This window comes from Mycobacterium sp. E3305, from assembly GCF_001666785.1.
Lineage (GTDB): Bacteria > Actinomycetota > Actinomycetes > Mycobacteriales > Mycobacteriaceae > Mycobacterium.
Genome location: NZ_LZJA01000311.1, coordinates 1 through 18,793, shown reverse-complemented (window position 1 = coordinate 18,793; position 18,793 = coordinate 1). Strand labels below are relative to the sequence as shown.

Below are 18,793 nucleotides of genomic sequence, written 5' to 3'. Positions count from 1 at the left end.
GTCATGGCGAAGTCCAGCAAGCGACGTCCGGCTCCGGAAAAGCCGGTCAAGACGCGGAAGTGTGTCTTCTGCGCCAAGAAGGACCAATCGATCGATTACAAGGACACCGCGTTGCTGCGCACCTACATCAGTGAGCGCGGCAAGATCCGGGCGCGTCGGGTCACCGGCAACTGCGTGCAGCACCAGCGTGACATCGCGATCGCGGTGAAGAATGCCCGCGAGGTGGCTCTGCTGCCCTTCACCTCCTCGGCGCGATAGCCGCCGAAGCTCGAGCGAAAGTACGAATAACGATGAAGCTGATATTGACGGCTGACGTCGACCACCTCGGTACGGTCGGCGACACGGTCGAAGTCAAGGACGGCTATGGCCGCAACTTCCTGCTTCCGCGCGGCCTGGCGATCGTCGCCTCGCGCGGCGCGCAGAAGCAGGCCGACGAGATCCGCCGGTCCCGCGAGAGCAAGGCGGTGCGCGACCTCGGGCACGCCAACGAACTCAAGACGGCGATCGAGGCGCTGGGCCCCGTCCAGCTGCCGGTGCGCACCGCGGCCGATTCCGGAAAGCTGTTCGGCTCGGTCACCTCGGGGGACGTCGTCGCGGCCATCAAGAAGGCCGGCGGTCCCAATCTGGACAAGCGAATCGTCCGGCTGCCCAAGTCGCACATCAAGGCCGTGGGCACCCACCCGGTGTCGGTGCATCTGCACCCCGAGGTCGACGTCGAGGTCGCCCTCGAGGTCGTGGCGGAGAGCTAACCCGGCAACCTTTGCTCTTACCCGGCGGCGGCCAGCTTCGGCCGCCGCCGGGCTCAGTTGTGCGGCCGGCACAGTCTTCGGCCTCTCGTCCGGCGGTCGCGGACGCGCGCCCTAGCGAACTGTTGCTCCGGTGTATCCCGAGGGTCCTCTTTACCCTGCCGTAACGCTGCGAAAATGTGGCTGAAAGCCAACACGCCCGGAGCAGTAACCTGCGACGACACGCCGTAGAGATTCTTGTCCACACGAAATTCGTCGCGTTACATGGCCCTTAACAGCAGTGATGTCACGGCCCCTTGAATTCATACACAGGTTCTCCACACCCCACTCAACACAGGTGTCGACGGATATGCACACACGATGCACAGGTTCATAAACAGCCGCGCTTTCACCTACTAGCCAGCAACGTCTAACGTCGTCCCGGCGCGAGGCGTGCGAGTGCTGTGGGACGAAAGTGTCGGCTCCTTGACTTACGCTGAAGAAACCGGTTTTCGAATGTATGTTCGGGCGTGTGGCAGGGGAGGAGGGATCCATGGCGGTCGTCGATGACTTGTCGGCGGGCATGGATTCATCGGCGCCGAGCGAGGACTTCGGCCGCCAGCCACCGCAGGATCTGGCCGCGGAGCAGGCGGTGCTCGGCGGCATGCTGCTGAGCAAGGACGCCATCGCCGACGTGCTGGAACGGTTGCGGCCCGGCGACTTCTACCGACCCGCGCACCAGAACGTCTACGACGCGATCCTGGACCTGTATGGCCGTGGCGAGCCGGCCGACGCCGTGACGGTGGCCGCGGAACTGGACCGGCGCGGGATGCTGCGCCGGATCGGCGGCGCCCCCTATCTCCACACGCTGATCTCCACCGTGCCCACGGCCGCCAATGCGGGCTACTACGCGACCATCGTCGCCGAGAAGGCGCTACTGCGGCGGTTGGTAGAGGCGGGGACGCGGGTCGTGCAATACGGCTACGCGGGCGCCGAGGGCGCCGACGTGGCCGAGGTGGTTGATCGCGCACAGGCGGAGATCTACGAGGTTGCCGACCGACGGACGACGGAGGATTTCGTTCCGCTGGAGGACCTGCTGCAGCCGACGATGGACGAGATCGACGCGATCGCTTCCAACGGCGGCGTGGCGCGTGGCGTGCCGACTGGCTTCACCGAGCTCGACGAGGTGACCAACGGCCTGCACGCCGGTCAGATGATCATCGTGGCGGCCAGGCCTGGAGTCGGGAAGGCGCTCGCGTTGGACACGCTGCTGCCCACACCCTCGGGCTGGACGACGATGGGCGACGTCGCGGTCGGTGACGAGCTGCTCGGCGACGACGGGCGGCCGACGCGGGTGGTGGCCGCCACCGACGTGATGCTGGGACGGCCGTGCTATGAGGTGGAATTCTCCGACGGGACGGTGATCGTCGCCGACGAAGCCCATCAGTGGCTGACCGAAACTCGCGCATCCCGGAAGTCGGCGCAAGCCGCGGCGGTGGGCTACAACCGCTATAAGAATCAGCGCACCTTTGCGGCGGTGCGAACCACGGCCGAGATCGCCGAGACTCTGCGCTGCGACACGGTGGACCGGCGGCTGAACCACTCCGTGGTGAACGCGAGTGCGCTCGACCTACCCGAGCGCGAATTGTTGGTTCCCGCATACACGCTCGGGGCCTGGCTCGGCGACGGCACCAGTGCCGCGGCTCAGATCACCACGGCCGATCCGGAAATCATCATGCGCATCGAGGCGGACGGCTTGGTGGCCTTTCCGTCGGCGTCCGCGCGGTACCGCTACCACCTGCGCCTGCCGGCCGGCGCGGGGCCGGCTCCTCGCCAGTGCGCAGTTTGCGGCAAGTCGTTCATTCCCCAGACCAGTCAGGTGCGGACCTGTGGGCGCTCATGCGGTGGCCGGGCACGGTTCGTTTCTGCTCCGGTGCCGAGCCCGACGTGTATTCGTTGTGGGGGACCGTCGGCGGGGCTGCGGTTGTGCCAGAGCTGCCACGCCTCCGTGGGCACCCTGCAGGCGCGCCTGCGAACGCTCGGCGTGCTCGGTAATAAGCACATCCCGATCGAGTACCTGCGCGGGTCCGAGAGACAACGGCGCGCCCTGCTCGCCGGCTTGCTCGACACGGACGGGACGGTCACGGCGGGCGGTGCGGTCCAGTTCTCGGTCACCAGTCAGCGGCTGGCGTGCGATGCCGCCGAGCTGATCGTCAGCCTCGGCTATCGCTGCCAAACCTCGGCCAAGCGCGTCCGGGGTGGGCACGAGTCGTCGAGCACCGCATACACGCTGACCTTCTCCACGGACGACGTGGTGTTCGCGTTGCAGCGAAAGGCCATCGCGCACAAGGAACGAAGGGCCGCCACCGGTACCGCGCGCTCGGGCTCACGCTTCATTGTGGACGTCCGACCGGTCGAGACCGTCGCCGTGCGTTGTGTTGAGGTCGACAACGACAGCCACCTGTATTTGGCGAGCAGGGCCATGATCCCGACGCACAATTCCACTCTCGGTCTGGATTTTCTGCGGTCCTGCTCGATCAAGCACCGGCTGGCCAGCGTCATCTTCTCGCTGGAGATGAGCAAGTCCGAGATCGTCATGCGGCTGCTGTCGGCGGAGGCGAAGATCAAACTCGCCGACATGCGTTCCGGGCGGATGAGCGACGACGACTGGACGCGGCTGGCGCGCCGGATGAGCGAAATCAGTGAGGCGCCACTGTATATCGACGACTCGCCGAACCTGACGATGATGGAGATCCGCGCCAAGGCGCGCCGGCTGAAGCAGAAGGCCGACCTGCGTCTGGTCGTGGTCGACTATCTGCAGCTGATGTCGTCGGGAAAGAAGGTCGAGTCGCGCCAGCTCGAGGTGTCCGAATTCTCGCGCCAACTCAAATTGTTGGCCAAGGAACTCGAGGTGCCCGTGGTGGCGATCAGCCAGCTCAACCGCGGTCCCGAGCAGCGCACCGACAAGAAGCCGATGTTGTCCGACCTCCGCGAGTCGGGATCGCTGGAACAGGACGCCGACATGGTGATCCTGCTGAACCGGCCGGACGCGTTCGAGCGGGACGATCCGCGCGGGGGAGAGGCGGATTTCATTCTCGCCAAACACCGCAACGGCCCCACCAAGACGGTGACCGTCGCGCACCAGTTGCACCTGTCGCGCTTTGCCAACATGGCGCGGTAGGCGGCGCCATCTAGGGCCGGCATCGATGCGGTGACCGGCATGGCGCGGAAACCGGCACCGCCGCCGGCCCCTGGTCGGCCCGATCTCGTTGCTCAATCAGCCGCCGCGCGGACGCGTCTCGCCTCCATTGCGGCGAGCGAAGTGGCGACCACCAACACTCCGGTGGCCGCCACTTCGGCTACCAATGCGGCGGAGTTGAGCACTTCGCGGTCCGGAAGCTCAGATATGCCCAATTCGTGCTTGGTGTCCCCGGCCAGCACCCCGGGCCGCACCAAACACAAGAGGGCGGTGACGAATGCGACGACCGCGAAGCCGCACGCGACCAACCCGAGCACATTGACGCGCGTCGCGCCCACCATCGCGGCGGCTGCCGCGAGCGAGGCGATCACGATGGTCCAACCGGGCGCACTGTTCGCCATGCCGGCGAGGTGGGCGCCGTAGTGTTCGCCATGCTCGCCGATGTAGACGCCGAGACCATTCCACCGAAGGGGTAATCCCAGATGGTCTAAGTCAATCCACGGCAGAAGTGTCAGTGCGGCTGCCGCGATGGCTGCCACGACGGCTACTGCGGAGATTGGCTTGGTGAGCACCGCAGCCCCCCTTTCGACCGTTGGCTCGAACGATGATGACACCGGGCCGGTGCCTCCACGGATGCTGTGTCTCGATCTTAGGAAAAAGAGAGGCGAGAGCATTTCGTCTCCCTGTGGTCGCGGAGGTTTGGGTCGTACGCGAGCAGCGAGCCGGGCAGAGAGGCAACTTCCACCCGGAATCGCGCGGCTTGCCGTGACGCAGTAGTTTCCCTGACGTGATGTCCTCAGCTGCTCATGCCCTCATGCGGTGGATCAGTCCCTTCCTGACGGTGGCGGCTGTCGCCTGGATTTGTGCGCCGCATGCCGGTCCCGCCCCGGCGGTGCGCTTGGCCAGTGACGGCAACCCGTTGGCCGGTGCGCCGTTCTACGTCAATCCCAATTCGGCGGCGATGCGCGCCGCGCAGAGCGCCGATCCGCCGAGTGCCGAGTTGACCGCGATCGCCAACACGCCGCAGGCCTACTGGATCGTCCCCGGAGGTTCGGCAGCCACCGTCGGCAAGTACGTCGGCGACGCGAACGCCGCCGGCGCCATCCCGGTGCTGACGATTTACGGCATCCCCCACCGCGACTGTGGCAGCTTCGCCGCGGGCGGCATGGGGTCGGGCGCGGACTACCGAGGCTGGATCGACGGAATCGCGTCTGGCGTCGGCGCCTCGCGGGTGGCGATCATCGTCGAGCCCGACGCGCTTGCGATGGCCGACTGCTTATCGGGGGATCAGCGCCAGGAGCGCTACGACCTGGTCCGGTACGCCGTCGACACGCTGACCCGAGACCCGGCCGCGGCCGTCTACGTCGACGCGGGGCACTTGCGCTGGCATAGCGCCGAGGACATGGCGGGCAGGCTCAACCAGGCCGGTGTGGGCCACGCGCGTGGTTTCAGCGTCAACACGGCCAACTTCTTCACAACCGAGGACGAAATCGGTTATGGAGAAGCAATTTCGGGCCTCACGAATGGTTCGCACTACGTGGTCGACACTTCCCGCAACGGAGCCGGACCGGCACCCGACTCCGGGCTCAACTGGTGCAACCCGGGCGGCCGAGCGCTCGGCACCCCGCCGACCACGGCGACCGCCGGCGCACACGCCGACGCCTACCTGTGGATCAAACGTCCCGGCGAATCCGACGGAACTTGCGATAAGGGCGATCCGCCTGCGGGCACCTTCGTCAGCCAGTACGCCATCGATCTCGCACACCGGGCGGGCCAGTAGTCGAGGCGTGCAGCCGGCGAGCGCCAAAGGCGTTCGTGCGGTAAGAAAGTGCGTACACGAAAGCCTGCCAAGCAGCGAGCGGGATTCGACCGGCTTCGACGAAAAGGCTTGAGTTATGCCCGCATGGAGACACCGCAGCGCCACGACCGAGAGCAGGACGACCGACGCCGGCCGCAGCGTCGGCGTAGAAATCGAAGTCGAGGTCACCGAACCGGCGGTGCTGGATTTCCAGGTGGCGGTCAGCCGGCAGCCGGGCATCGATGTGAGCGAATCCCTGCGGATCACGCGAAACGGCAAGGCGCTGGAACCGCGAGAGGTCATCGGCGCGCATCAGTCGCGCATCCATGTCGTGGCGGCCGAAAAAGGAACGGTCACGGTGTCGTACGCGGCGACGGTCACCGGGCGGGCGGACCCGGCGCCGGTGAACGACATCGACGCCATCACGTATCTGCGCCCGAGTAGGTACGCGGAGGCCGACAAGTTCTTCGGTTTCGCCGCAACCGAATTCGAGCAGTACGCGACCTCGGTGACGTTGCTGGAGAAGGTCTCGTCTTGGGTCGGCACCCGGCTCAGCTATGTCCCGGGATCCAGCGATCCGATCGACGGGGCCACCGACACATTGCTCGCGGGCGCGGGCGTGTGCCGCGACTATGCCCATCTGGTGATCGCGTTGCTACGCGCGGTCAACGTCCCGGCGCGACTGGTGGCGGTGTACGCGCCGGGGTGCCATCCGATGGATTTTCACGCCGTGGCCGAGGCCTTGATCGACGGTGTGTGGCGCGTCGTCGACGCGACGTGCCTGGCGCCCCGACAGTCGATGGTGCGGATCGCCACCGGCCGCGATGCCGCCGACACCGCATTTCTCGACAACCACGGGGGCGCCATCACCGTGCAGAACATGACCGTCACCGCTGTCGTCGACGGGGAGCTGCCCAGGGACTCGGTCGAGCAACTCGTGAGCCTCGGGTAGCGGCGCGGCGCCGCCGTCGTTCAGCGGAAGCGGATATCCGCCGTCGCCAGCCCGAAGATCTTCCTACCGCCGGACTTTGCGACGACGATGACGACACCGGCCCGGGTCGCCGGGTCCAGTGACTTGATCCGTCCGCTGTATTCGATGTCTGCACCGTCGGTGGCCGAGACGATCGCGGGTTGGGCCAGCCGCACCGCATACCGGCTCACCGCGCCGGGGTCTCCCGACCACGAGGAGATGAAGGCCGCGCCCAAACCCATGGTGAGCATTCCGTGGGCGATCACGTCGGGCTGGCCTGCCAGCTTGGCGACGTTCTCGTCCCAGTGCAACGGATTGGCGTCGCCGGCGACACCGGCGTAGTTCACCAGGTCGCCGCGCGACAGGCGGGCGTGGTGCACCGGTAGCTCGTCACCGACTTTCAGGTCATCGAAGCACGCAGTGCCCGGGATGCGGTCCGTACCGGCTTGGGCGATCCGAACGTCACTCGCCTGGCGCACAGTCTTCCGATAGGCCGCTTCCGAGGTGTCGATTCCGGCGAGGTTCACGTCGTGCATCACCACGTTCTTCGCGGCCACCAGCATCTCCGGATCGACGTCGTCCGCGGTGACACCCACGACGGTGGTGTGCATGGTGTGCACCCGCTCGCCGGCGGAGTCGGTGAACGTGTTGGTCACGGTGATCAGGTCACGGCCGGCGACTCTGCGGACCGACGAGAGTTCGACGTCGGTGTGCAATTCGTCGCCCGCGACGATCGGTCGGTGCTGCTCGAAGACTTCTTCGGTCTGCAGATACATGTCATAACCGACGACGACCGATTCGAACAGGTGGCGATTGGCGACCATGCCGGGGATCGACGTGAACGTCAGCGGCGCCACCAGCCCCGAATATCCCAGCTCCGCGGCGGTCGCGACATCCCAGTGGGCGGGGTGGTAGTCCTGGACAGCCCGGGCGTACTCCCGCACTTTCTCCCCGGAGACCCGGTACGGTTCGTGGACCTGGTAGTAGTGGCCCACGCGGGATTCGAGCGTTGGCGTTTCGGCTGGTGCGGTCATTAATTGCTCAACATTTCTATCGACCGGTTCGCTGCGGCCGACGAAGGCACCCTAACCCGCAGAGACCCGCGACCATCGACGCGGTCGGTCGGCGAGCTGCGGCGAACGGGCGAGAGGCGCCGGCCCGCCGGCGCGCGTCTGGCCACGTAATGTCGATGGCCATGACCGTTTATGCCTTGAATCTCTTCGATGTGGCCGATGCCGAGGAGTACCGCGCATACTCGCGACGGTCGCCCGCCGAGGTTGCCGAGCATGGTGGTCGCGTTGTTGCGCTCGGCAGTTTTCAGGAGGCGATCGTCGGCGACATCGAGCCCCGCCAGGTGCTGATCCTCGTGGAGTGGGAGTCGCGGGAGGCCTTCGACAGCTACTGCAACGACCCGGACCTCGCCGACCTGCATCCGCATCGCGAGAACGGATCGTCGAAATACATCTGGCACCTGTTCGACCGTCTCGACGATCTCAGGCCCGTGCTCCGTCGATGAGCGTGGCCAGGATGGGGGACGGCCCCGCCTCCGGGTGCCCGGCCGGTTCAGATCTTGAGGTAGCCCTTGTCGGCGGGGATTTGGGCGGCGGTGACCAACGACGACGCGTCGCTGGCAAGCCAGACCACGATGTCGGAGACCATGTCGGGAGGCGCGAGGGACTCGGTCGGCAGTGCGCCGGGCGAGAAGCTGTGGATGTAGTGCGGGTGGTCCTGGAAGGTTTGGTACATCGACAGGTCGTTACCCATCGGGGTGTCGGTGCCGTATGGGTGCACGGAGTTGACGCGGATCCCGAATTCGCCGAGCTCGACGGCCAACGAATTGGTCAGTCCGACGACGCCGAATTTGCTTGCGCAGTAATGCCCACATCCGGGGACGGCCTTGATCCCGGCCGCGGAGCTGATGTTGATGATCGACCCACCATTGCCGGCCGCGATCATCACGGGCACAACGGATTTCATGGTGTTCCACAGTCCGGTGAGATTGATATCGATGGTCTCCTGCCACTGCCGGGGTGAAATCTCCCATACCCGGCCCCAATTCAGCACGCCGGCGTTGGCCACGACGATGTCGAGCCGGCCGAACTGTTCGATGGCATTCGCCACGATCCGCTGTTGGCCGGACAGGTCTCGGACGTCGACTTCGTCGGCGAAAATCTTGCGGCCCTCGCCCTCCACCAGATTGACGGTTTCGGCAAGATCTTCGGGTAGGGCGGATGGGTAGCCGTTGTGTTCGGCGACGGGTGCGCAGGCATCGATAGCGACAATGTCGGCGCCGGCCCGGGCGAGCCGGACGCAGTGGGAGCGGCCCTGGCCGCGGGCGGCCCCGGTCACGTAGGCGACTTTGCCGGCGAGGGGGGCGATTGGCTCGGTCACGCCGATAGCTCCTCTGCTTGCTGCGCTGGCTCGGAGTGTTTCGCCGATGATAAGCATCGCCGTTCCGACGTTTGACGAAATGGCAGAAAATTGGGATTGCCAAGTCAGGGACTCGACCGCGTCGCGGCGGCTGCGTGCGACAGTTACCGGATGACACGTGTCGCCGTGATCGGCGCCGGACCGGGCGGCTTGGTGGCGGCGCGCTGGCTGTTGTCGCAAGGGCTCGAGCCCACGATCTTCGAGCAAGGTTCGACGCTAGGCGGGCAGTGGGCGACGTCGGAGGAATGCAGCGGCATCTGGCCGGGCATGCACACCAACAGCAGCCGCACCATGACGGCCTTCAGCGACCTCGAGCATGACAGCGAACTCGTCTACCAACCCAACCGCGACATTCTCGACTATCTGCATCGCTACGCCGCCAAATTCGGTCTGACGTCACGCATTCGGCTGCGCAACCGAGTCGAACTGGTCAGCCGGGACGACAAGCCCGGCTGGCTCCTGCGCCACGCCGAGGGTATCGACAGATTCGAGCGAGTGGTGGTGGCCAGTGGCAGGTTCAGTGCGCCGGCGGTCCCCCCGGTCGCGGGGCTGGAGACTTTTTCCGGCTGCGCGGGTGCGACGACGACGTTCGGCTACCGGGACGGCACCGCATATCGCGGCAAGCGGATCTTAGTGGCCGGCTGCGCGATCAGTGCGCTCGAAGTCGCTTCGGAGATAGCGCAACTCGGAGCGGCGCACGTGGTTGTGACGCAGCGGCGGCAACGGTACGTCGTCCCCAAATTCGTTTCCGGCGTCCCCACCGACCATCTGCTCTATACGCGATACGGCACCCTGTCGGAAGAGCGCCTCCCGGCTGAGGACGTCGAGGGCCAGTTGAAGGAGATTGTGCTCGGGGCCGCGGGAAGCCCCGAGCAGTACGGAGCCCCGGCGCCGGACCCTTCGGTTCTCACGGCTGGCGTGACCCTCAGTCAGCATTATCTCCCGCTGGTCGCGGAGGGCCGAATCTCGGTGCGGCCGTGGATGAAAACGGTGGCGGGCAGGAGGGTGGTTTTCGCCGACGATCATGCGGAGGAGTTTGACGGAATCTTCTTCGGGACCGGTTTCAATCTGCGCCTACCGTTCTTGAGCGAAGACGTTCAGAAGGTTCTGGACCTCGACGCGGTGCACCTGGACGCGGACCGGTACACCTTCCATCCGGAGCTCCCCGGGCTGGCCTTCGTGGGGATGTGGGACCAGGCGGGCGGGTACTTCGTGCCGCTCGAGCTCCAGGCCAGGTGGATCGCCTACGCGTGGGGCGGTGTCATTCCGGCCGTGGGTGATCGCGAGCAGCGGCTGGCAATCAACGCCTACCGCGCCCGCCGGGGTGCGTCGCAGAAGTCGCGATTGAACCTCGTCGCCATCGCCTTCGCCCGGGCCGCGGGCGTGGAGCCGAGACTGGACAACTGGCCGAACCTGCGCCGCGCGTTGTTATTCGGCCCACTGGCGCCGAGTTGCTTTCGGCTGGAGGGACCTGACGCGCTTCCGGACGCGCCGGAGCGGTTTGTCCGAGAGGCCGCCCGGTTCGGTGCCATCACTTCGAATGACATGACAGAGCGCGAACAACGCTATTTGGCGGCGCTCTCTGACAGCCACCCCTAGTCCGCGGCGGCCAGCACGTCACGTACCGCATCGTCGACCGTGGCCAGCAAGTCCGGGTCGATACCGGCACGTCCGCGAACCAGGACCGAGGCGTTATTGGCCGGCGGCAGGCCCTCGGCCGGACACAGGCCGTCCGGCAGCTTGCCGATCATCGGCAACAACGCCACTCCGAGCCCCGACCGAACCGCCGCGTACAGGCCGGACAGGTCCCCGCACTCGGCGGCGATCTCGTAGACGATGCCGTGATTTTCCAGGATCGCGAAGGCCGGTTCGCGCAAGGTGCACGGCTCGGAGAAGACCACCAATGGTAGGGGGTCGCGCGGAAGCACCGACAGCGTTCGCGCCGAAATCCATTGCAGCCCAACTACTCCCGATGCGTTGGCGCGATCCAGGCCCGCGCCGTCGACCATGATCGCCAAGTCGACCAGCCCACGTTCGATCGAGTCGGCGAGCGACACGTTGCGGTCGAGTCGGAAGCGCACCCGCCGGTCGGGAAGCCGGTCTCGCAGGATGCCCGTCAGTCCGGCCAGCATCACGTCCGCGCCGTGCTCGGTGGCGCCGATCGTCAGAAGCCTGGGCTCCGTGGCGCCCAGGTCGTCGAGCGCCCTGTCGTGCGCGGACAAGATCGTCCTGGCGTGCCGCAGGGCCTTCAGTCCGATTTCGGTGAACACGATGCCGCGGCCGGAGCGTTGGATTAGCGGCTCACCGACGACGGCTTCGACTCGGCGCAGATGCTGGCTGACCGCGGACTGGCTCAGGTGCAGCGCGGCGGCGGCGCGGTGAAACCCGCCACAGTCGGCGACCGCGACCAGGCTGCGCAACGGCGCGATGTCCAGCACCTGGGCCATAACCGCACGATAGTCTGATCAGTGAATCTAATCAATCGTTGCGCCGGAAGCGCCGGTTTCGCGCAGCCGGATCGGAAATCGATAAGGCAACGCGATCAATCGCGATCAGCATTATTCGTTGGACGGTGGGCGGCGGTCTGAGCAAGCATGGGTCGCATGGACTTGACGCGCATGCCGCTGACCACCGCGTCGGCGGTGACGTTCCTCTACGCACTCGGTTACCCGATCGGGGTGCTGGCGGTGACCGCCATGGCGCCGATGGATGCCCTGGTGCTGCGATTTGCTTTGGCCGCAATCATTTTGACCGTATGGGCGGCCTTCGCCAAGGCGCCCTGGCCGCGGGGGGCACAGTTCGGCCACGTCGTGGTGGCAGGTCTGCTGATCCAGGCCGTGCAATTCTGCTGCTGCTACGAGGCCTTTCGGCTCGGGTCACCGGCGGTGCTGTGTGCGGTGGTGATCGCGATGAACCCCGTCGCCACGGCCATCCTGGCCGCGGTGTTCCTGAGCGAGCCGCTCGGGCGGCAACGGGTGGCCGCGCTCGCGCTCGGCGTCGTCGCTGTGCTCGCGGCGTGTGCCAGAAGGCTGACCAGCACCCACGGCCTGGACCCCGTGATCGTGTTGCTTGGCGTTGCGCTGCTTGGGCTTTCGGCCGGCGGCGTCTACCAACAGCGGTTTTGCACCGGCGTCGACTTCCGCACGATGAGCGCGATGCAGAATGCGGTCGCGCTGGTTCCCGCGGCGGCGCTTGCGTTGCTGACGCCGTTCACCGTGCATGACGTCCGGCAGGCGGCGATCGCGATTGCCGGCATGGTGCTGTTAAACGCGACCCTGGCGGTGAGCCTTTATGTCCGCGCCATCAACGCCCACGGCGCGGCGGCGGTGGCGATGCTGTTCGCCGTAATCCCCGCACTCGCCGGGCTACTCTCCTGGCTCATGCTGGGCCAGCGTCCCGACGTCGGCGTCGGGATCGGCCTGGTTCTGGGCGGACTGGCCTGCTGGCTCAACGGCCGGGGGGCACGCGCGCGCCGTGGGGCCGCGGGACGTGGGCCTGAACAGATCTCGGCGGCCGCGGTTGACCAGCGCATCCAGGTGTCGTGCGGGTCGCCATCGAGTGCGCGGGGGTAGCGCTCGATCGGGTTCGGATCCGGGTGCGGCGCCGCCCCGAAAAACCCGTCGGACGCGCTCTTCCCAACGACTCCGCTGCGGCTACGGTGATGTCTATGACGCCGGCCGGCCGCTCGTCCGCAAACCCAGTGAAGCGGCGCCCGAGAGACCGCAAAGCGCAGATCGCGAGGGCGGCCGGCGATGCGTTCAGCGAGCTCGGATACCACGCGGTGAGCATGGAAAACATCGCCGCGCGGGTCGGAATCTCGGCGGCGGCGCTGTATCGCCATTCGCAGGGCAAATACGACCTGTTTCGCTCCGCGGTCCTGGCGCTCGGTCAGCTGCTCGTGGACGCCACCGAGTTCGCCGATCAGCTGCCCGCCGACGCCGATCCCCGGGAAACGCTGCGCGCACTAACTGCTGCCCTGATCGACACCACCATCGTCAACCGCACCGCGGGGGGACTCTATCGATGGGAGGGCCGCTATCTGCACGGGGAGGACGAGGAGGTGCTCACCGAGCAGGTCAGGCTGGTCAACCGGCGCCTGCAGCGGCCGTTGATCAGACTTCGGCCCAAACTGCAGTCGCGGCAGCGTTGGGTGCTCTCGGCGGCAATTTTGAGCGTCATCGGCAGCATCACCGATCACCGTTCCCGGCTCAGCAACGACGAGATCCGGGCGACGCTGGCCGACGTCGTGGCCGCGATATCAAAGGTGGACGTGCCGGTGCAGCGGCCGAGCGAGTCGGAGCCGGCGCAAGCGGTGACGATGACGAGGGCCGTCGGCAGCTATGAACTGCTGTTGCACGAATCGATTCGATTGTTCAATGACCGTGGCTATCGGGAAACCGGCATGGAGGAGATCGCCGCGGCGGTGGGCATACCGGTGGCCAGCATCTACCAATACTTCCCCAGCAAGGCCGCGATACTGGCGGTCTCCTATCGCCGCGGCGCCGACCAGCTCTCCGGCGACCTGTCCACGATCCTGGCCGCGGGCCGTGATCCGGAGCAGTCGCTGCAGCGGCTGATCGACGCCTTCATCGAGCGGCTGTTCGCCAACCCCGAATTGGCCCGCGTCTACTACACGGAGCGCCACAACGTGCCGGACAACGAAGCGGTGCTCCTCTACAACATTCACCGCTCCACCGTCGAATCCTGGGCGCGGCTGGCGGTGGCGGCCCGGCCCGGGCTGACGCTCGGCCGGGCGCGATACGCCGTACACGCCGCCTTCGCCCTGGCCGTCGACATCGGCCAGCTCGTCATCCCCGGCCCCGGCGAGTCCGCCCGCATGACGCTGCGCCGACTGATGGCGACCACGCTGCTCGGCGAATCCGCCACACCTTCCGGTGGGGCAGCCCAGGGCGGCGCGCCCCGCCGTTGATTCGGGACGCAAGCCCGCGCGCGAATCACGCTGTACTTGTTGACGCGCCGGCGAGCGACGGTGCGCGTTAATCGGCTTCAAAACGCCCTCAGCGCAATAAACTCGTCCCCACCGGGCCGCACGCAATCTCAACAACGCCTATCCAACGGTCCGAATTGCCATTAACATACGGGGAAAGTCGGTATGGTACCTAGTCTCCGCGAAAGGCATGCCCGATGCTTCACAGGGTCCGTCAGCTGCTGGACTACCAGTTGACGATCGCCGAGCTGCTGGGTCTGGCCGTGCTGCTGGGCACGCCGTACCTCATCGTCGGGGTGATCTGGTCATCGACCCACACGAGCCACCTGCGCGACATGCACGGTATCGATCTGGTGGTCTCGTTTCTCGGCTCGATCGTGTCCTGGCCGGTGCTGATCTTCGCCAACGTGTGCATGACCTAGGGCACGGGATGATCAAACGCGGACCCCTGGCCTTCGCCGCGGCCGTCGTGGCTTTGACGCTCGGGCTTCTCGCGCTGCGGTTCCCGGTATTCATCGACGAATACGATCAATTCGGTTGGCAAGTCAAATGCGGCAGCGGATTCACCACGGATTTGGCCCAGGCCGCGAGCGCTGACAGGGACGAAAGCGGGTCGGCTAACTACGTCGGCCAATGTGACAGCGCGCTGATGATCAGGCGCGTCTGGGCGATTCCGGCGGCGGCGCTCGGCGGCCTCACGCTGGTGGGGCTGGCGGGGGTGGCGCTCGCACACGATCGCCGCAAGCTCCGCGAAGATCACGCGCCTTAAAACTAGTCGTATTGGCGCACAACCGCGTTCATCGCGGCCACGCCTAGCGCGTGCTCTCGTCGGGAAGGTCGCGCCGGGACTGGTGCCGCCCCGGCGCGTCCGGGTCCTCGTTCTGATGCTCCAGCTGCTCCTGCAACTTGCGCTGTTCCTCGGTCGCCTGCCGGGCGTCCTCGGGCGCGGGTGGCGGGTCGAAATTTACCTGCTGGTCCACGTGGATCTCCTCTGACCGTCTGCGATGCTCCAGTCAGGATCTCCCGAATGCCAGGCATCGAAACCTGGCCGGTCGTCCGCGCAGGCTAGCCCAGATGTGCGGACAGCAGCCAGGCTCCGATCGACTTGCGGCCGTTGCCCTCGTCACGAATGTCGGCACCCCCGAAGGCCTGAAAGCCTTCCGCGACGCTGTCGGGCACGTTGGCGTGAATGCGCGCCGGCCGGATCTCGTCGATCACCCAGTACTTGGACACCACGTCCCGCAACTCGTCCTCGGTGACCGCATTGACCGGGCCGCCGGCCGGCATGCCCGCCCGGTCGAACACCAGCACGAAATACGAGGCGCCGGGGGCGGCGGCCCGCACGATCGACTGCTGGTAACCCTCGCGCAATTCGACGGGCATGGAGTGGAACAGCGTGGAGTCGACGATGGTCCCGAAACGGCCGTCGTAGCCGTCGAAGGAGCTGATGTCGGCGACGTCGAAGGTCGCATTGGCAAGGCCGCGCCGGGCGGCCTTCTCGCGCGCCAGCTTGATGGCGGTCGGCGACTGGTCGAGGCCCACCGTGGTGAAGCCACGCTCGGCAAGGAACAGCGACACCGCCGCCTCGCCGCAACCGGCATCGAGTACGTCACCGTGGAACTTCCCGGCTTCGATGAGAGCCGCGATCTCCGGCTGTGGCTCGCCGATGCTCCACGGCGGCCGATTACCCTCGCCCATCTCCGGGGCCTCGCCCTTGTAGGCGGATTCAAACATTTCCTGAGTCGGCTGAGTCATGTCACAGTTATATCAAGTGGGCTGATATATGTCAACGAAATTGATACCCGGCGCACGCGCTCACCCCGAGGATGGCCGTGCGGTAGCCGGAGTGTTTGCCGAACGAAGCCAGTTCGCCGTTGGGTACTTCGGGCCCCTTGGGCGCGATCGCCCGCTGTGCGGCGACCGCGGCTGCGGTGGCGCCGTCGGCCGGAAGCCGGATCCCAGCTCCCGCCGTCGGTAGTTAGATCATTTAAGCGGTTCGGCCCCTGTGCGCCCGGGGGCGAAGATGACTATCGCGCACGGACATGTTGAGATCGGGTATGGCCGACGACATCGAACTGAGCCCGCGGGACTGGGTGCGCGAGCAGACCGAGCAGATCCTCAAGCAAGGCACCACCGACGGGGTCGAGATTTTCGATCGGCCCGTCGTCCTGCTGACCGTGACCGGGGCGAAATCCGGGAAGAAGCGGTATGTGCCGCTGATGCGCGTCGAAAACGACGGCCGTTACGCCATTGTCGCGTCGAAGGGCGGCGCACCCGAGCATCCGTCGTGGTACTTCAACCTGCAGGCCAACCCCGAGGTGACGTTGCAGGATGGCGAGAGGGTCGTGACGCTGAGGGCGCGCGAGCTCGAGGGGGCCGAGCGCGAAGACTGGTGGCAGCGCGCGGTCGAAGCGTATCCGCCGTACGCCGAATATCAGACGAAGACAACGAGGCAGATACCGGTCTTCGCCTTGGAGTAAACGGTCCGCCGCCCAGTCACTTTCGCCAACGGCGCGCGTCGCCTGCCATTCTCTTGGCCCGGCGAATTTGCGCCGCAAAAGATTTGCATTCGATATGCGCCCGGCCCGTCGTGTTGCGACCGGCCTGGCCGCCCCATACCTTCGGTACGAGTAAGCCATAGCAGGCTAACCAGAACAATGATGTTCCCGGCGAATGTAATCGTCGGTGCTGCAGGGTTTTACATTGCACAATTCGGCGCGTTACGGGCAGGTCCCGAACGTGCCCTCATGCGTAACCCAGGGAGGGCCCATGCAACGCGTCGAGCAGCTGGGGGAACACGATACCGAGACGGACGCCCGCGGCAGCCGGTTTCGCGCGGCCATGCAGTACGACCTTCCGGCGTCATTGGTGGTGTTCCTGGTGGCGCTTCCGCTGTCGTTGGGTATTGCGCTCGCCTCCGACGCCCCGGTGCTCTCCGGCCTGATTGCGGCGATCGTCGGGGGGATCGTCGCGGGGTGTCTCGGTGGGTCACCGTTGCAGGTGAGTGGCCCAGCGGCCGGGCTGACGGTCATTGTTGCTGACCTGGTATCCCAATTTGGCTGGGCCGTGACATGTTTGATCACAGTAATTGCCGGCGCCCTGCAAGTTGTGTTGGGTATCAGCCGGATTGCACGCGCCGCCCTGGCGATCTCGCCGGTCGTTGTGCACGCCATGCTGGCCGGCATCGGCATCACGATCGCCTTGCAGCAGGTGCACGTACTGCTGGGCGGTGAATCGCAGAGCTCGGCCTGGACGAACGTCGTCGGGCTGCCCGCGCAGGTCGTGGGCGCGCACCGGCCCGGGCTCGTGCTGGGCCTGCTTGTCATCGCCATCCTGATCGCTTGGCGCTGGGCGCCGGCTCGGGTGGCCAAGATTCCCGGTCCGTTGGTAGCCATCGTGGGCGTCACGGTCATCTCGGTCGTGTTGCCGTTCAACGTGTCCCGTATCCGATTGGAAGGCTCGGTGCTGGAGGCGCTGCAGCTGCCCCAGCTCCCGCAGGGTAACTGGGGGGCGGTCGTGATTGCGGTTATCACGGTCACGCTGATCACCAGCGTGCAAAGCCTGCTGACGGCGGTCGCGATCGACCGGATGCACACCGGGGCGCGGACCGACTTCAACCGTGAGTTGATCGGACAGGGCGCGGCGAACATGGCGTCGGGCGCGATCGGCGGGCTTCCCATCGCCGGGGTCATCGTGCGCAGCGCGGCCAATGTCAACGCAGGGGCCAAGACCCGGGCATCGACGATCATGCACGGGCTCTGGATCATGGTGTTCGCCGTGCCCTTCGCGGGATTGGTCGAACAGATCCCGACCGCGGCGCTCGCCGGCCTGCTCATCGTCATCGGGATCGAGCTGCTGAAGCCCGCGCACATCGAAACCGCGCTGCGCAACGGCGATCTGGCCGTCTATCTGGTGACCATAGTCTCCGTCGTTTTTCTCAATCTGCTACACGGCGTGCTGATCGGGCTCGCGGTGGCGGTCGCCGTGACCGGGTGGCGGGTAGTTCGGGCCAGGGTGGAAGCGAGGCCCGTGGGCGATGAATGGCATCTAATCATCGAGGGGGCATGCACCTTCCTGGCGCTGCCCCGCCTCACCGGGGTGCTCGCCACTATCCCCGAGCGCACCACGGTCACCGTCCACCTGCTGGCCAATTACCTCGATCACGCTGCGCACCAAGCGATCAGCGACTGGCAGCGCCGGCACTGCGCGACGGGCGGAGACGTAAACGTGCACAACCGGAAGCTGGAACCGTATGGGCGCGAGGGTAAGTCGTCGAAGTCCGAGCGCCGAGCGGCCCATCTCAGCCTGGTCGAAGCGGAGGCCGGCTAGTCCGCCCGGCCAGGCTCATCGATTCAGGTTGGCGGCGATCTGCCCCAACACGGCGAGGTGGTCGTCGACGGTGGACAGCCCCGCGTTCATCGTGTTGACCGATAGGTGGGTGGCGCCGGCATCTCGCCAGGCCGCTATCTCGCGGGCGGTCCGGACGCGGTCGCCGGTCCAGCTGACCCGGCCCTCCATGCCAAGCCGGTCCGCGTCGCGGCCGGCGGCCGCGGCGGCGCGCCGCACCTGCTCGCGGGCGTGGTCCAAACCGGGGCCGGGGGCGGTCATCGGGAACCAGCCGTCCGCGAGCCGGCCCGCGCGTTGCAGCCCGCGATCGGAGGCCGCGCCGATCCACACGGGAATGGGGCGTTGGACGGGCAACGGGGCCAGCCCCGCCGCGGTC

Annotated in this window: 20 protein-coding genes; 13 read left to right on the top strand and 7 right to left on the bottom strand. The window is 66.5% G+C overall.

Annotated features, from left to right (window positions below):
• Positions 1-3: 3 nt before the first annotated feature.
• From rpsR to dnaB, 3 genes are all read left to right on the top strand, one after another.
• Positions 4-258 carry a 30S ribosomal protein S18 gene (rpsR, locus tag A5701_RS26890; RefSeq protein WP_055399563.1) on the top strand — a complete coding sequence of 85 codons (255 nt, stop codon included), beginning with the start codon at positions 4-6 and terminating at the stop codon, positions 256-258.
• Positions 259-290: 32 nt separating this feature from the next.
• On the top strand, positions 291-749 hold the full coding sequence (gene rplI / locus A5701_RS26885; RefSeq protein ID WP_067761381.1) for a 50S ribosomal protein L9: 459 nt from the start codon (positions 291-293) through the stop codon (positions 747-749).
• A 529-nt stretch (positions 750-1,278) separates the two neighbouring features.
• Complete coding sequence (gene dnaB, locus A5701_RS26880) at positions 1,279-3,906, top strand: replicative DNA helicase (protein ID WP_067761378.1); 2,628 nt, start codon at positions 1,279-1,281, stop codon at positions 3,904-3,906.
• A gap of 92 nt (positions 3,907-3,998) precedes the next feature.
• Here the strand turns inward: dnaB and A5701_RS26875 are convergent, their stop codons facing one another.
• Positions 3,999-4,463, bottom strand: a complete 465-nt coding sequence (locus tag A5701_RS26875) for a hypothetical protein (RefSeq protein WP_231972890.1) — start codon at positions 4,461-4,463, stop codon at positions 3,999-4,001.
• Between the two features lie 248 nt (positions 4,464-4,711).
• Here A5701_RS26875 and A5701_RS26870 point away from each other — a divergent pair, with 248 nt between their 5' ends.
• Positions 4,712-5,704 (top strand): glycoside hydrolase family 6 protein, encoded by a 993-nt coding sequence (locus A5701_RS26870; RefSeq protein WP_156670292.1) that lies wholly within the window; start codon positions 4,712-4,714, stop codon positions 5,702-5,704.
• A 115-nt stretch (positions 5,705-5,819) separates the two neighbouring features.
• Entirely contained in the window at positions 5,820-6,674 is an 855-nt protein-coding gene (locus A5701_RS26865; RefSeq protein ID WP_067761368.1) for a transglutaminase family protein, read from the top strand.
• Between the two features lie 20 nt (positions 6,675-6,694).
• On the opposite strand, the gene A5701_RS26860 is transcribed toward A5701_RS26865, so the two are convergent.
• A complete protein-coding gene (locus tag A5701_RS26860; protein ID WP_067761366.1) occupies positions 6,695-7,726 on the bottom strand; it encodes a fused (3R)-hydroxyacyl-ACP dehydratase subunits HadA/HadB in 1,032 nt (343 codons plus the stop codon).
• A 161-nt stretch (positions 7,727-7,887) separates the two neighbouring features.
• Between A5701_RS26860 and A5701_RS26855 the strand changes: the two genes are divergently transcribed.
• Positions 7,888-8,208 (top strand): DUF1330 domain-containing protein, encoded by a 321-nt coding sequence (locus tag A5701_RS26855; RefSeq protein WP_067761363.1) that lies wholly within the window; start codon positions 7,888-7,890, stop codon positions 8,206-8,208.
• A 47-nt stretch (positions 8,209-8,255) separates the two neighbouring features.
• Here A5701_RS26855 and A5701_RS26850 read toward each other — a convergent pair whose 3' ends face one another.
• Complete coding sequence (locus A5701_RS26850) at positions 8,256-9,140, bottom strand: mycofactocin-coupled SDR family oxidoreductase (protein ID WP_067761360.1); 885 nt, start codon at positions 9,138-9,140, stop codon at positions 8,256-8,258.
• 93 nt (positions 9,141-9,233) lie between these two features.
• On the opposite strand from A5701_RS26850, the gene A5701_RS26845 reads away from it, so the two are divergent.
• Positions 9,234-10,721: an NAD(P)/FAD-dependent oxidoreductase gene (locus A5701_RS26845; protein WP_067761357.1), complete on the top strand. Its 1,488-nt coding sequence runs from the start codon at positions 9,234-9,236 to the stop codon at positions 10,719-10,721.
• Here A5701_RS26845 and A5701_RS26840 read toward each other — a convergent pair.
• Positions 10,718-11,569 (bottom strand): LysR family transcriptional regulator, encoded by an 852-nt coding sequence (locus A5701_RS26840; protein WP_067761354.1) that lies wholly within the window; start codon positions 11,567-11,569, stop codon positions 10,718-10,720. The two genes, A5701_RS26845 and A5701_RS26840, sit on opposite strands and share 4 nt — an antisense overlap.
• Before the next feature lie 156 nt (positions 11,570-11,725).
• Here A5701_RS26840 and A5701_RS26835 point away from each other — a divergent pair, with 156 nt between their 5' ends.
• From A5701_RS26835 to A5701_RS26820, 4 genes are all read left to right on the top strand, one after another.
• Positions 11,726-12,694 (top strand): DMT family transporter, encoded by a 969-nt coding sequence (locus tag A5701_RS26835; RefSeq protein ID WP_197505072.1) that lies wholly within the window; start codon positions 11,726-11,728, stop codon positions 12,692-12,694.
• A gap of 128 nt (positions 12,695-12,822) precedes the next feature.
• The gene (locus tag A5701_RS26830; protein WP_197505074.1) at positions 12,823-14,052 is read left to right on the top strand and encodes a TetR/AcrR family transcriptional regulator; all 1,230 of its coding nucleotides are present in this window, start codon (positions 12,823-12,825) and stop codon (positions 14,050-14,052) included.
• 215 nt (positions 14,053-14,267) lie between these two features.
• Positions 14,268-14,492 carry a hypothetical protein gene (locus tag A5701_RS26825; protein ID WP_067761349.1) on the top strand — a complete coding sequence of 75 codons (225 nt, stop codon included), beginning with the start codon at positions 14,268-14,270 and terminating at the stop codon, positions 14,490-14,492.
• Between the two features lie 11 nt (positions 14,493-14,503).
• On the top strand, positions 14,504-14,839 hold the full coding sequence (locus tag A5701_RS26820; protein ID WP_197505073.1) for a hypothetical protein: 336 nt from the start codon (positions 14,504-14,506) through the stop codon (positions 14,837-14,839).
• A gap of 43 nt (positions 14,840-14,882) precedes the next feature.
• On the opposite strand, the gene A5701_RS28660 is transcribed toward A5701_RS26820, so the two are convergent.
• Both A5701_RS28660 and A5701_RS26815 read right to left on the bottom strand, forming a co-directional pair.
• A complete protein-coding gene (locus A5701_RS28660) occupies positions 14,883-15,050 on the bottom strand; it encodes a hypothetical protein (protein WP_197499199.1) in 168 nt (55 codons plus the stop codon).
• A gap of 85 nt (positions 15,051-15,135) precedes the next feature.
• The gene (locus tag A5701_RS26815; RefSeq protein ID WP_067761343.1) at positions 15,136-15,825 is read right to left on the bottom strand and encodes a class I SAM-dependent methyltransferase; all 690 of its coding nucleotides are present in this window, start codon (positions 15,823-15,825) and stop codon (positions 15,136-15,138) included.
• Positions 15,826-16,127: 302 nt separating this feature from the next.
• Here A5701_RS26815 and A5701_RS26810 point away from each other — a divergent pair, with 302 nt between their 5' ends.
• Both A5701_RS26810 and A5701_RS26805 read left to right on the top strand, forming a co-directional pair.
• Positions 16,128-16,550 carry a nitroreductase family deazaflavin-dependent oxidoreductase gene (locus tag A5701_RS26810; RefSeq protein ID WP_067761340.1) on the top strand — a complete coding sequence of 141 codons (423 nt, stop codon included), beginning with the start codon at positions 16,128-16,130 and terminating at the stop codon, positions 16,548-16,550.
• 361 nt (positions 16,551-16,911) lie between these two features.
• Positions 16,912-18,399, top strand: a complete 1,488-nt coding sequence (locus A5701_RS26805; RefSeq protein ID WP_231969103.1) for a SulP family inorganic anion transporter — start codon at positions 16,912-16,914, stop codon at positions 18,397-18,399.
• Between the two features lie 15 nt (positions 18,400-18,414).
• Here the strand turns inward: A5701_RS26805 and A5701_RS26800 are convergent.
• A partial coding sequence (locus tag A5701_RS26800; RefSeq protein WP_156670291.1) for an LLM class flavin-dependent oxidoreductase occupies positions 18,415-18,793 on the bottom strand: 379 nt, incomplete at its 5' end.

Coding starts and splice junctions, on each gene's coding strand:
- A5701_RS26845 (WP_067761357.1), top strand. CDS start 9,234: ATGACACGTGTCGCCGTGATCGGCGCCGGACCGGGCGGCTTGGTGGCG.
- A5701_RS26810 (WP_067761340.1), top strand. CDS start 16,128: ATGGCCGACGACATCGAACTGAGCCCGCGGGACTGGGTGCGCGAGCAG.
- A5701_RS26805 (WP_231969103.1), top strand. CDS start 16,912: ATGCAGTACGACCTTCCGGCGTCATTGGTGGTGTTCCTGGTGGCGCTT.
- A5701_RS26855 (WP_067761363.1), top strand. CDS start 7,888: ATGACCGTTTATGCCTTGAATCTCTTCGATGTGGCCGATGCCGAGGAG.
- dnaB (WP_067761378.1), top strand. CDS start 1,279: ATGGCGGTCGTCGATGACTTGTCGGCGGGCATGGATTCATCGGCGCCG.
- A5701_RS26865 (WP_067761368.1), top strand. CDS start 5,820: ATGCCCGCATGGAGACACCGCAGCGCCACGACCGAGAGCAGGACGACC.
- A5701_RS26825 (WP_067761349.1), top strand. CDS start 14,268: ATGCTTCACAGGGTCCGTCAGCTGCTGGACTACCAGTTGACGATCGCC.
- rplI (WP_067761381.1), top strand. CDS start 291: ATGAAGCTGATATTGACGGCTGACGTCGACCACCTCGGTACGGTCGGC.
- A5701_RS26835 (WP_197505072.1), top strand. CDS start 11,726: ATGGACTTGACGCGCATGCCGCTGACCACCGCGTCGGCGGTGACGTTC.
- A5701_RS26860 (WP_067761366.1), bottom strand. CDS start 7,726: ATGACCGCACCAGCCGAAACGCCAACGCTCGAATCCCGCGTGGGCCAC.
- A5701_RS26850 (WP_067761360.1), bottom strand. CDS start 9,140: ATGCTTATCATCGGCGAAACACTCCGAGCCAGCGCAGCAAGCAGAGGA.
- rpsR (WP_055399563.1), top strand. CDS start 4: ATGGCGAAGTCCAGCAAGCGACGTCCGGCTCCGGAAAAGCCGGTCAAG.
- A5701_RS26840 (WP_067761354.1), bottom strand. CDS start 11,569: ATGGCCCAGGTGCTGGACATCGCGCCGTTGCGCAGCCTGGTCGCGGTC.
- A5701_RS26815 (WP_067761343.1), bottom strand. CDS start 15,825: ATGACTCAGCCGACTCAGGAAATGTTTGAATCCGCCTACAAGGGCGAG.